Genomic DNA, 12,495 nt, shown 5'->3' with positions numbered 1-12,495 from the left:
TTATGTGACTAATGTTATAAAATTTAAAGCCCTGCAATCAATTAAGAAGTTTAAAAATTCTAAAATACCTTGGTCAAATCCGCTTTTTTATTAAACAAATTTTCTTCTTAAAAAGCTTAAGCCAAGGATTAAAACAACTCCTTTAATCAGTACGTAACTAATGCTGGTAATTAATTAAACAAGACAGAAGATATATAATTTCATGCTTTACTCCTTTTTAAAGACTTAAATGGAAAAAGACTTAACCCATGCAATTGCGCCATCGCATGCACCTAAATTAGGTGAGCTTCCTGCTACCGCTATTTGCGGTAACGATATAACTTCTTCTTGTTTATATGTTTCGGCTTTGGCCGTTATTTATGCCGGCCAATTTGCCTGGCTAGCTCTTTTAATGGTTGGCATTATCTTATTCTTATTCCGGAAAATTTACGGCGAAGTAGTAGGAGCTTTGCCTTTAAATGGTGGCGCTTATAATGCTTTGCTGAACACTACCAGTAAACGTACCGCCTCACTGGCTGCCTGCCTCACCTTACTCTCATACATGGCTACTGCCGTTATTTCGGCTAGCGAAGCTATGCATTATGTGCATCATCTTTGGGAAGGCTTGCCTATTATGTATGCTACGGTTGGTTTACTGGCATTTTTTATGGGTTTAACCATTTTGGGAATTGGAGAATCATCTATTGTAGCAATCCTAATTTTCCTCACGCACATTGTTACCCTCACGCTGCTTATTGTAGTAGGTTGTATATTTTTATTCGGCCACGGATTAGGTACCTTCGAGTTTAACTTTTCGCAGCCTTTACCGGGTGGCAGTATTTGGCGGGCTTTATTTTTTGGCTTTTCTGCGGCTATGTTAGGTATTTCGGGTTTTGAGAGTTCGGCTAATTTCGTGGAAGAACAGGCCCGGGGAGTTTTCCCGAAAACGTTGCGCAACATGTGGATGGCGGTTACTATTTTTAATCCGGTTATTGCTTTTTTAATCATTGGCATTATTCCCATGAGCGAGGTTCCCGAACATCAAGCCGCTTTACTAGCTTATATCGGGGATGTAGCGGGTGGCAAATGGTTGGCTACCCTTATTTCCATAGATGCTGCCCTGGTACTCAGCGGAGCGGTTTTAACGTCCTTTGTAGGAGTAACCGGTTTGGTGCACCGCATGACTTTGGATCGGTGCTTGCCCCAATTTTTACTTATTACCAATAAAAGAGGCACCGCTTATTTAATAATGGTAGCCTTTTTTCTGCTTTGTGTTTCTATATTACTCATTACCAAAGGCGACTTAGGCGCTTTAGCTGGGGTATATACTATTTCGTTTCTCTCGGTAATGACTTTATTTGGAGTAGGAAATATCTTGCTTAAACTCCGCCGCAGCCAATTACCACGGCCGGAACGCGCTTCCGGGCTTGCCTTGTTTATTGCTATTGGTGCTGTTATTGCCGCCCTGATAGGCAATGCCATTTTAAATCCGCCGTATCTCTTAGTATTTTTTAAATATTTTATTCCCACGGTATCTATTGTATTTTTTATGTTGTATCGTACTACCTTACTCCGGCTATTTACTTATTTAGTGAAGATATCGGAAGGTACGTTTTCCAAATTTTTACCTTTTACCTCGTACCGGCTTAAACGGTTAATTACCGAAATTAACTCGCAGCAATTTGTTTTTTTTACCCGGGGCGATAATATTGCCAACATTAACCAGGTAATGCGCTACATTGAAGATAACGAACACACCAATAAAATAAAGATTGTGAACGTGCTCGGAGAGAACGAACACCCACCCAAAAAATTAATCCACGAAGTAGATGTACTAGACCGGGCGTACCCGGATTTAGACGTAGATTTTATTGTTATCAAAGGTCATTTTGGTCCCCAATTAATTAATGAGCTATCTCAAAAGTGGAATATACCTAAAAACTTTATGTTTATCGGCTCGCCTGGCCAGCGGTTTCATTATGGCTTACAGGAGTTGGGCGGGGTACGTTTAGTTATATAGTTAAAAAAGCAAAACCACTTATTTTTAATTCTATACTTTAAAAAGACTTTAACAAATAGTTTAATTTGCTTTGGCTATCTGGTACCCATTTAGCAAATTTTTTTATGTTTTAAGCGGTAAATTTCACTCCTTTTTATTTGAAAACAGGATTACGCATCAGATTAGAAGAAATTCAATAAAAATTACGTTTCTTTGCGCGAAAATTAAGTAGAAGCACTATTTAACCTTTTTTCAGAACCACTTCTAGCTACTACCCTGCATTTAGCAACAACCATGTCAAATCAACATAATTCTAACAACCGGCTTTCCACGGGGGGATTATTAATAGCTTTAGGCATCATCTACGGCGATATTGGTACTTCTCCTTTGTACGTAATGAAAGCCATTATTTTAAGCGGCGGCAACGTAATAAACCAGGAACTCATCTACGGCGGTGTGTCGTGTGTGTTCTGGACAATTACCTTACAAACCACTATTAAATATGTTCTATTAACCTTACAAGCCGATAACAACGGGGAAGGTGGCATTTTTTCGTTATACACCCTGGTACGCCGCAAAGCCAAATGGCTGGTTATTCCGGCTATTATTGGAGGGAGTTCGTTGCTGGCCGATGGCATTATAACGCCTCCTATTTCAGTATCTTCAGCTATTGAAGGTTTGCAGATTATCTACCCGCATATTCCTACCATTCCTATTGTAATTGCCATTTTAACGCTCTTGTTTATTGCCCAGAGTTTTGGTACTCAGATAGTAGGAAAAGCATTTGGCCCTATTATGTTCGTGTGGTTTACCATGCTGGCGGTATTAGGAATAAGTAATATTTTAATTCATCCGGAAGTAATTAAAGCGCTAAATCCCTATTACGCTTACCGTTTACTGGTGCTCTACCCTGGTGGTTATTGGCTTTTAGGTTCGGTATTTTTGTGTACCACCGGAGCCGAAGCTTTATATTCTGATCTGGGCCATTGCGGCCGGGATAATATTCGCATTAGCTGGATTTTTGTTAAACTATGCCTGGTATTAAATTACTTTGGTCAGGCGGCCTGGCTTACCCAGCATATTGGCCAATCGTTGCAAGAGCGCGATAATCCTTTTTATGGCGTTATGCCCGATTGGTTTTTGCTCATTGGTATTGCTATTGCTACTTTAGCCACCATTATTGCCAGCCAGGCTTTAATTACCGGTTCTTTTACCTTAATTGGCGAAGCCATTCGCCTTAACTTATGGCCCAGGGTGCGTTTACGTTATCCCACCAACGTAAAAGGCCAGCTATTTGTACCTAGTGTAAATAAATTGCTTTGGGCGGGCTGTATTGGTATTGTGTTGTATTTCCGGGAGTCCAGCAACATGGAAGCTGCCTATGGATTAGCCATTACCATAACTATGTTGGCTACTACCATATTAATGAGCTATTACCTGTACCTGCGGAAGTTCTCTAAAATAATTGTTGGTTTGTTTTTAGGAGTTTATCTGGCTATCGAACTTTCGTTTTTGGTAGCCAACTTATTAAAACTTCCGCATGGTGGTTGGGTAACCGTAGTAATAGGCTCTATATTAGTATTAGTAATGTATGTGTGGCTGCGTTCTTTCTACATCAAACGCCGGTTAACCGACGAGGTACATCTAGAAAAATACACCGATGCTTTAAGGCAGTTGAGCGAGGACGAATCTATTCCTAAATATACCACGCACCTCATTTACATGACCAGTGCCGAACGCAAAAACTACATCGAATCTAAAATTATATATTCCATTTTCCAGAAGCGCCCAAAGCGAGCCGATATTTATTGGTTTCTGCACGTAAATACCACCGACGACCCATATACCATGGAATATAAAGTACATCATCTTTTAGATAATGATATTATCCGGGTTGATTTTAACTTAGGTTTCCGGGTAGAACAACGCATAAATCTATATTTCCGGAAAGTAGTAGAAAACCTGGTGCAGAATAAAGAAGTAGATATTACCAGCCGTTACGAATCCTTAAGCCGGCAAAATGTTATCGGCGATTTTCGGTTTGTGGTATTAGAAAAATATTTATCCTTAGAAAATGATTTACCTTGGGATGAAAAATTAATTATGCAGGCTTATTACTACATAAAAGAAGTTATTGCCTCTGAAGACAAGTGGTTTGGCTTAGATATGAGTTCAGTTAAAATTGAAAAAGTACCTTTAGTTATTAACCCCATTCACAACGTTGAGTTAACCCGCGTAGTTTAGTCTTTAATCAATATGTATTTCTGCTTTAATACTAACCTTGGTGCTAGTTTTACTAAAATTTAACAGGCAGAAAAGATATAATTGAAGCTGTTTATACTACTAATACCAAGTAAAATTTACTAAATACCATTAATGTATTTCAAAAAGAAGCCAACCTGATAGGTATGCAAACCTACCGGGTTTAAGCCGTAGCTCTATGGAAGTTAATTTATAAAATTTAGTAATAGTAAGCCGCTCATTAGTAAAATAGCCAATAGGCTGTTTTACATGAGGTAGCCCTTAATCGGTTAAATCCTCCTGGAATAGCAGCAAAAAAGTAATTAAAACTGAGTCTTTACAAAGATTCTGGACAATCTTGTTAGACAATCCAGAGGTGCCTGCCGGAGCAAATAAGAAATAATTGCCAGTAAAAATTAACTTTCCTTTAGCGCTTCAATTTGTTCGTCGTTTAATAAAATGTAACGGTTGTTGTATGGGTTGGCGTAAAATTTTTCTGCGATGATGTATTCTCCCGTTTTTAGTTTATGAATGTTGTAGGAGAATAAACTGTTTGATTTTTCAATAACTTTTTCGGTACTGTCGAGGTCAAATTCTTTACCGCAAGTGGTATTAATGTACTGCATGATAGTTTAGAGGATAAATCCTGAAAGATAAGATTGGTAGCATTGTATGTACGAAAAAATAAAAGAGAAGTAATAATCTAGAGCAAAAAAATAAGAAAATAACTTTGCTTTAGTCCTCTATTTACCAAATACAAAAACAACCAATAAAAAGACGGGTATTGAGCGGGAATGCAGCAAGGAAAAAACTCAGGTTAAACATTTTTCCGGCGGACGAATGTAACGCTGGCGCTACAATCATTCGCCGGAAAATAAAATAATAAAGCAAAAGCTACTTCTAAATAAAGCTACAAATTTTCTCGCCCACTTCACGGGTACCCAAATGATTAGTCGGGTTAATATCTACCGTTACAAAACCATTATTTAAAGCTTCTTCTACGGCTTGACGAACGGCTTTACCTTCTTCCATTAAATTAAAAGAAGTTTCGAGCAAAGTTGCCGCCGATAAAACTGCGGCCATGGGGTTGGCAATGTTTTTTCCGGCTGCCTGCGGATACGAACCGTGGATAGGTTCGTACAAAGCTACCTGGCTACCCACCGAAGCCGAAGGTAACATACCCAAAGAACCCGTAATCACGGATGCTTCATCCGTTAAAATATCGCCAAACATGTTTTCGGTTAAAATTACATCAAAGCGGCGCGGATTCTGAATGAGTGCCATAGCGGCATTATCCACAAACATAAGCTCTAATTCTATCTCCGGAAAATCGCTGGCGTATTGCTGTACTACTTCGCGCCAGAGCCGGGAAGTTTCCATTACGTTGGCTTTATCAACAAGGGTTACTTTTTTGCGGCGTTTCCCGGCTGCTTCAAAAGCCAGTTTTGTTATCCGTAAAATTTCGTCTTTGGTATACGTGCAAGTATCATATGCACTGTTACGGTCGTCGGAGCGGCCTTTGGCCCCAAAATAAGAGCCCCCAGTTAATTCCCGGAACACTACAAAATCAACATCTTCTACTATTTCGCGCTTAAGCGGCGAGGCATCGGCTAACGTTTTAAAAGTATTTACCGGCCGGATGTTGGCAAATAAACCTAGTGCTTTACGCATCGCTAATAAACCTTGCTCGGGCCGCACGGGAGCTGAGGGGTCGTTATCGTACTTCGGGTGACCAATTGCCCCGAATAAAATGGCGTCGGCTGATTGGCATAATTGCCAGGTTTTTTCCGGAAAGGGATTGCCCGTAGCGTCGATGGCACAGGCACCCACTAATCCTTCTTCAAAGGTAAACTGATGATTAAATTTTTCGGCTACTTTCTGCAGAACATTTACGGCTACGGCGGTTACTTCGGGCCCAATCCCGTCGCCAGGCAGAACGGCTATTTTCTTATTCATGAACAAGCTGTTTTTCTGATGGAGGCCAAAAGTAAGCAGTTTCCGGTAGGATGCTATATTTTTTTACCGGAAAATTCAAATACGGATAGAAGATTGCAGGCAAATGTTGGGTGTAGAATGATTCGTTGACTATTGTAACCCCTCACAATAAATAATCTTCACAACAAAATTTTAAGAGAAACATTTACTACCCGCCCTTCTACTGGCATCCAAAGAGGCCTAAATACCGGAGTGGTTATGGTTCCCTCTACTAAGGGTTCATATTTAGACTGACGCACATCAAAAATGTTTTCGCAATTTACTACTAAGCTATTGCTGCCAAATTTTTTCTCTATCATACCAGCCATAAACCAATAATTTTTCACTTTTTGATTATTGAATAAATACTGATTGCCACTGTAGCTAGCCTCCATTCCGGTTCGCCAATTTCCCTCTTTTTCGTAAGCCAAGGTTGTCGAAAACTTATCTTTAGGATTGAAAGGCATATTAAATTTAACCTGGGTATTTTTATGGTAAGCGTACGTATGATTATATCCAACATACAATTCTAAGGAATTATATTCGATACGTGCGTAGGTATCAGTTCCGTAACTAACTACATGGTAATCGGTGTTAATTAATGTTTGCTGACCAGCTGTATTAGAAACCAGCACATTTATGTGGTTTATATGGGTATAATAAAACGCCTGATTTAAGCTTATACTAAGTGAATCCCATAAGAGAATATTATAATTAAGGTCTGCATTTATGCCCTGCGATTTCTCTGCTTTTGTATTTTTAGCAAAGTCAATTAATGTAAGCGAAGGATCGGAAAAATCAAATAAAGTGGGCGCTTTGTAGCCCGTACCAAAAGCCACCCGACCCGATAGGTTGCGTATTGGCTTATAGAAAAAGGAAAGTCGCGGCAAAACAAAGTTTCCGAAACGGTTATGATGATCAAAGCGCAGCCCGGTTTCAAGTGATAATTTTGGCCAGACTTGCCAGTCGTGCTGTACAAAAACACCTGGCACCATGTTAGTATAATTTTTAAATAACACTAAATCAGGTTCAATTTTTCTAAATGCCTCCGTAGTTACGTTCACACCTACTATTACACTTTGCTTAGGAAGTTGCCATAAATTATTGACTTCGGTATATGAATTATATTGAGTACCGGTAAAAGCAAAATTAGGTAATTGCATTTCCCGTTTAAAAATGTTTCCGGCAGATTTTAAGTTAAATTTACGTTGAGCATTTACCTGATGATTGAGCTGAATTTCCAGCATGTTCCGGAAAATTTTTTCCTTTTGTAAAAAAGGATGATTAATGGTAGGATGATTGCGGATAGCCTTCCAATCACCACCTTGGCGCTGATTATAAGTGCCGCTATACCCAATCGTTAAATCCGTTCCGGGTTTTAGGTAGAAAAACCAGCGCGGGTGAATAGTATTATATTCATCAAAGGGTACTTCGGCAAAACCATCATGGTTCACGTCGTTAGCTTGTTTGTAGTTAGCGCCGGCATAAATAGTATAGCCCGCTTTCTTCCATTTTCTGGATAAAAACGAGTTAACATTATATTCTTTTAAAGTACTCGCATTTAGTAAAAAAATATTTTGAGTTGAATCGGTAGGTGTTTTTGAAATAAAATTAAGCAAACCGCCAATAGCCCCGCCTCCATAAAGCGTAGAAGCCGAGCCTTTAATAATTTCCACTTGTCTTAAATCGAGCGGCGGAATTGACAATACGCCCAAACTACCTGAAAAGCCGCCGTAAAGCGGCAAACCATCCCTTAAGATTTGAGTATAGCGCGCATCTAAGCCTTGCATCCGGATAACGTCATTAGCATTAACCGGATTAGAACGCTGCACCGTAATAATGGCTAAATCGCCTAGAATACTAGTAATATTTCCGGGAACAATCGTGCTTTCTTCGTCCATCTCTTCCTGGCCTAGTACTTCTACCCGAATAGGCAGATCCTCAATACGAGCATTTGTTCGGGTAGAGGTAATATATATTTCGTCTAAAGCAGCTATTACAGGAGCTAATAAAATTGATTGTGTTTGGTTAGAGCTATTTAATGGAAAGGTAAATTTAACTTGCTTTTTAGCATAACCCAGAAAACTAAATAAAATGCTTTGTGGGCCATTAGGTATGTTTGGTAACGTAGCCTTGCCGTTAGCATCAGTAGTTGTACCATTAGTTGTATGATTGAGCATAATGGTAACTCCCGGCAATGGAATATTGGTAACACTATCCCGAACAAGGCAGATTAATGAATTTTGCGCCTCAACATTCAGACTGCTTACCAGCAGAAACAATCCTAAAAATATTTTTTGCATAAAATATTATACGCACCAGCAGACGAGAAAAAGAAAGATCAGAAAAGTTATTTAGCAAGGTGTTGAGGTTGATCTATAATTTAAAGTCTTCTCTGAAATGGTTTACTAAAAACCCATTTTAGAGAACTATTAACTTATACCTTCTTTCTATAAAGTGCAGAATAAATATGTTTCAATAACATTATAAATTATTAAAAAATACGTCCATGAAATGAGTTTAGAGAACAGTTGGCAAATTAAACAGTATATTACTTTTCCTTTTTCTTTACCGCTCGAAAGATCTTACCGCCTTCATTGCTAAGTAGTAAATCCTTATTATTTAGAAAAACCAACGCTTCGGCCTGACCAGATTGCGGAATAGCCAGACAGTATTTTTTACCGGAGAAGAACGTAGAGCCACCATTCATATGAAAAAGATAAAGATTACCGTAACCGAGTAGCGCAACCATTTGGCCATCCGGACTAATATCAGCCGCAGTAATTCGCGAAGCAAAGTTTAAACTATCTACCACTTTTGCCTGGTAAGAGCCAGGTTGCGCCGGTATTTTGTACATTTTTACTTTTTCGCGCGGATTCCGGTTTTTGGAGAAAAGATATAAGCTATCCTGGTAGTAAAAGAATGCTTCGCAGTTAAAATTCCAATCTTTTTTTACCGGTGGAAATGCTTTTTGATCGGAGTACGAAAAAGAAATAGTATCTACCTGAGACATATTACTTTCCTTTACCCGAAAAATGCGCAGGTTTTTCCGGCTGTTACTATTATTGCCCAAATCACCAATATATAGATATCCCTTATTGTCTTTGGCTAAATCTTCCCAATCTAGATTAGAGGCATGCGGAATATTTACTGTTTTCAACAATTTACCAGTTGCGTTTATATGGTAAAGTTGGGGAGGGTTGCCACTGTCGGCGTGTGTCCATAAGGTAATTTCGTCCGGAGCAAGCTCTAGGCCTGAGCTTTCTTTTACTTCCCGCTTATCCATCTTACCTACTTTCTTAATGCTGTAGGGCATTTCTTTCACCAGAAATCCGGCGTGTCGACGGTCAGCAGAACAGCCGCACAACAAGGTTTGGAAAAACACATAAATAGTAAATACTTTTTCCAGCAGCATACAAGATTTGAATTTTTATAAAGCTAATAAACGAGAATATTATCTTTCTCGATAAGCTTTCTTAAACCCATTTCAATTGATTTCACTTGAAGTCTTTTCAAGCCCCATGCAACGGTACTAAATAATATGATGATTCAAGTTTGCCTCCTGGCCTTTGGGTCTCGGTTAGTCCATCTCCCTACGGTATCTCCCTTAAAAACAGCGTAAGAGATGCTATTATTCTTATTTTCTTCTTTCCTCGACCTTATCGTTGGAATTCTGCTGCGCAGAACCACAACCTTAGAAGGCCCTCCATAGCCAAACTGGTGTCAGTTGCTTTTGGATTCTAAATAAACAATTCATGATGTTTTAAACCTCACTTTTGTTATTAGAAACTCTAACTTTAGAGCAACTCCTACTCCTTTAAAGTTTAAGTTTAGTTTTTAATATTTTTTAGGAGATAGATTTATCTATGATTCAGAAAGATTTTATGGATTAGCTATAGAGTGAGGTATGGTTTAATTTTCTGGTAAGTAGCCTCGTCTAAAGTTTTAATATTGCGAAGATCGTCGAGGGACGAAAAAGGTCCGTGTTGCGTTCGATAAGCTACAATGTGCCGGCCCAGTTTATAACCCAGATACGGATGTTGCTGCAATTGCGCCAAGGTAGCCGCATTAATATTTACTTTATTCGCCTGAAAACTTTTATCTACAAAAGTGTACTTCCGTAAGCTATCTACCATTTCGGCGGGTAGGCCATACACTTCGCGGAGCTGTTCCAGGTTCTCGAAACCACCTAATTTATCCCGAAACTTTACAATCCGGGTGGCCAATTTTGACCCAATGCCTCGGAGCTGTTTTAATTGAATAGTATCGGCTGTATTAATATCAAACGGTCTTAGAATAAAAGGCCTAGGAGTAAACGTAGGTTTTGTCCTTTCGGGATAATTCGGATAAGAACGTTCGTTTTTTCTTTCAGAATACGCGAAGGCCTTATTATTATTTTTAGCGGGTAAAGTAATATAAGGTTCTAGTTGCGTGTACAGTTCGGGCGGAAATCCGTAAATACGCTGGATTTGATCTTTATAAGTAAATCCGTGCGCTTTATCACGGTACGTAAGCAGCCGTTTAGCAACATAAGACGGCAAACCAAATTTTTCCCACTCGGCCTGAGTAAGTTTATTCGGATCAAAGGGCTGTAATAGTTCTGGTGGAATTGGCTCAATAACGGCTATTTCCTTCTTTGGGCGGGATAGGTCATAAGGACTGGTTTCCAGTTGAACTGCCAGACTATCTAATATTTGCCTGTCACGTGTTAGATCATAAGTTACTTCTTTCGGCTTCCACAAAAAAGGAAAAACGGCAATTATGGCAAGTGCTAGAATTAAAAGAATAAAGCCGTTGGTTTCGCGTTGATTAAAATGAAAGTAGTCACGAATCCAGCGTTTTATGCTCTTCATTAATCTGATATTATTATAATTACTTTTTCTACCCACTCATCAAACCTCGCCTAAAGGTTAAAGTTGTTTGCCAAGCTTGTGAATAAAGAATAAAAGCTAAAAGAATAAATTTAGTTCGCCCACAATACTGCTTTTTGAGTAAATTAACTTTATTTATAAACAGTAGAAACGCTATTACAGGTTACTAGTAATCAACTACTGTTGGCGATTTACTAAAGCAAGTTTTACTTTTTTATTCCTAAAGCTGATTGGCCACAACGGCAATTCCTTCCGAAAAAGTTCGGGGCCGAAAATTCAATTGTTCCTCGGCTTTAGTAATAATAAATCCGGTACGGGCGGGCCGTTTAGCGGTCTGCGAAAAACTGGCAGCATCGGCCCGGGTAATGTAAAAAGTGTTTAGTTTAAAATAATCGGCTACTTGCAGTGCCATGGCATAAGGCGTTAAAATTTCTTTACTCGAAATATTAAAAATCCCCTCTGCATCCTGTTCCGCAATCAACCAGCAACCCACTGCTAAATCTTCGGCCAGGGTTGGGGACCGGAACTGATCATCTACTACTTTAATCGGTTTCTGATTTTCCAGGTTGTTTTTTACCCAAAGCACAATGTTGGAGCGGCCGTAATCGTGCACAATCCCGTACACCAACACCGTACGTACAATTGCCCAAGGTTCCGTACTTTGTTTTACCAGTTCTTCGGCTGCTAACTTACTTTCGCCATAATAACTTATGGGGTTCGGAGCAGCCTCCTCATCGTAAGGTCCCGATTGGCCATCAAAGATAAAGTCAGTGGATAAATGAATAAAATGCGCTTTATTTTCGGTTGCCGCTTTCACCAGGTTCGCTACTGCATCTACATTCAGTTTCCAGCACGCTTCCCGGTTAATTTCGCATTCATCTACATTGGTCATGGCCGCCGTATGTATTATATGCGAGGGCTGGTACACCGCGATTACCCGTTCCACTTCAGCAGGGTTCGTAACATCCAGCGAAACAAAATTTAGCTCCGGAAAAAGAGCCGCCAATTTATTCTCTCCCCTGGAGGTCGCAATTAATTCAACGTTCGAATTCGGCAATAATAAATCTACTAGTTTTTGGCCCAGTAGCCCGTTAGAACCTGTTATTAAGATTTTCTTTTTCATAAAGGCAAATTACCGGTACGCTATTTTTATTATGTTTTGCCTGCACCAGTTCGTGTTTTTATTCCTGAAACACGAATAAACGTAATTTTTACCTGAATGATGCTTACTTGAAAGTACTTTTAGAAAGTAAAGTTAAAATGGTTAGTAGCTTACAAAGCATATCTTTATAAAATGCCAATTGAGTTGACTACTTTCCCAGCACAGTTAGGAGTGCAAAATGGGTTTTCTTAAAAGCCTTAAGGATAAGAGAAGAATGAAGAGGTTTAGTGATGTTTTATAGTAACCGGGCGCTTCTTATAATTTGATAT

8 protein-coding genes are annotated in these 12,495 nt (G+C 39.2%); 2 read left to right on the top strand and 6 right to left on the bottom strand.

Translation table 11 applies throughout. From position 1 onward, the window contains the following. Positions 1-229 precede the first annotated feature (229 nt). Both HUW48_RS05205 and HUW48_RS05200 read left to right on the top strand, forming a co-directional pair. Complete coding sequence (locus tag HUW48_RS05205) at positions 230-1,999, top strand: APC family permease (protein ID WP_182414665.1); 1,770 nt, start codon at positions 230-232, stop codon at positions 1,997-1,999. 273 nt (positions 2,000-2,272) lie between these two features. Next, on the top strand, positions 2,273-4,222 hold the full coding sequence (locus HUW48_RS05200; RefSeq protein ID WP_182414664.1) for a KUP/HAK/KT family potassium transporter: 1,950 nt from the start codon (positions 2,273-2,275) through the stop codon (positions 4,220-4,222). A 413-nt stretch (positions 4,223-4,635) separates the two neighbouring features. Here HUW48_RS05200 and HUW48_RS05195 read toward each other — a convergent pair whose 3' ends face one another. The 6 genes from HUW48_RS05195 to HUW48_RS05170 all read right to left on the bottom strand — a co-directional run bounded on the left by HUW48_RS05195 (position 4,636) and on the right by HUW48_RS05170 (position 12,187). After that, complete coding sequence (locus tag HUW48_RS05195; RefSeq protein ID WP_182414663.1) at positions 4,636-4,845, bottom strand: hypothetical protein; 210 nt, start codon at positions 4,843-4,845, stop codon at positions 4,636-4,638. A 274-nt stretch (positions 4,846-5,119) separates the two neighbouring features. Then, positions 5,120-6,175: a 3-isopropylmalate dehydrogenase gene (leuB, locus tag HUW48_RS05190; RefSeq protein WP_182414662.1), complete on the bottom strand. Its 1,056-nt coding sequence runs from the start codon at positions 6,173-6,175 to the stop codon at positions 5,120-5,122. A gap of 158 nt (positions 6,176-6,333) precedes the next feature. Continuing rightward, positions 6,334-8,496 (bottom strand): TonB-dependent receptor, encoded by a 2,163-nt coding sequence (locus tag HUW48_RS05185; RefSeq protein ID WP_182414661.1) that lies wholly within the window; start codon positions 8,494-8,496, stop codon positions 6,334-6,336. Between the two features lie 248 nt (positions 8,497-8,744). Continuing rightward, positions 8,745-9,608, bottom strand: coding sequence for an SdiA-regulated/phytase-like domain-containing protein (locus tag HUW48_RS05180; RefSeq protein WP_246343699.1), 864 nt, complete (start codon positions 9,606-9,608; stop codon positions 8,745-8,747). Positions 9,609-10,086: 478 nt separating this feature from the next. Then, positions 10,087-11,046, bottom strand: a complete 960-nt coding sequence (locus HUW48_RS05175; RefSeq protein ID WP_182414660.1) for a ComEA family DNA-binding protein — start codon at positions 11,044-11,046, stop codon at positions 10,087-10,089. Positions 11,047-11,284: 238 nt separating this feature from the next. Then, positions 11,285-12,187, bottom strand: coding sequence for an SDR family oxidoreductase (locus HUW48_RS05170; protein WP_182414659.1), 903 nt, complete (start codon positions 12,185-12,187; stop codon positions 11,285-11,287). Positions 12,188-12,495 lie beyond the last annotated feature (308 nt).

Source organism: Adhaeribacter radiodurans (assembly GCF_014075995.1).
In the GTDB taxonomy this organism is placed as follows: Bacteria; Bacteroidota; Bacteroidia; order Cytophagales; family Hymenobacteraceae; genus Adhaeribacter; species Adhaeribacter radiodurans.
This window is presented reverse-complemented; position numbering and strand designations above follow the sequence as displayed.

Excerpts from the sequence above, each read along its gene's own strand:
- HUW48_RS05205 (WP_182414665.1), top strand. The coding sequence starts at position 230 with ATGGAAAAAGACTTAACCCATGCAATTGCGCCATCGCATGCACCTAAA.
- HUW48_RS05200 (WP_182414664.1), top strand. The coding sequence starts at position 2,273 with ATGTCAAATCAACATAATTCTAACAACCGGCTTTCCACGGGGGGATTA.
- HUW48_RS05195 (WP_182414663.1), bottom strand. The coding sequence starts at position 4,845 with ATGCAGTACATTAATACCACTTGCGGTAAAGAATTTGACCTCGACAGT.
- leuB (WP_182414662.1), bottom strand. The coding sequence starts at position 6,175 with ATGAATAAGAAAATAGCCGTTCTGCCTGGCGACGGGATTGGGCCCGAA.
- HUW48_RS05185 (WP_182414661.1), bottom strand. The coding sequence starts at position 8,496 with ATGCAAAAAATATTTTTAGGATTGTTTCTGCTGGTAAGCAGTCTGAAT.
- HUW48_RS05180 (WP_246343699.1), bottom strand. The coding sequence starts at position 9,608 with ATGCTGCTGGAAAAAGTATTTACTATTTATGTGTTTTTCCAAACCTTG.
- HUW48_RS05175 (WP_182414660.1), bottom strand. The coding sequence starts at position 11,046 with ATGAAGAGCATAAAACGCTGGATTCGTGACTACTTTCATTTTAATCAA.
- HUW48_RS05170 (WP_182414659.1), bottom strand. The coding sequence starts at position 12,187 with ATGAAAAAGAAAATCTTAATAACAGGTTCTAACGGGCTACTGGGCCAA.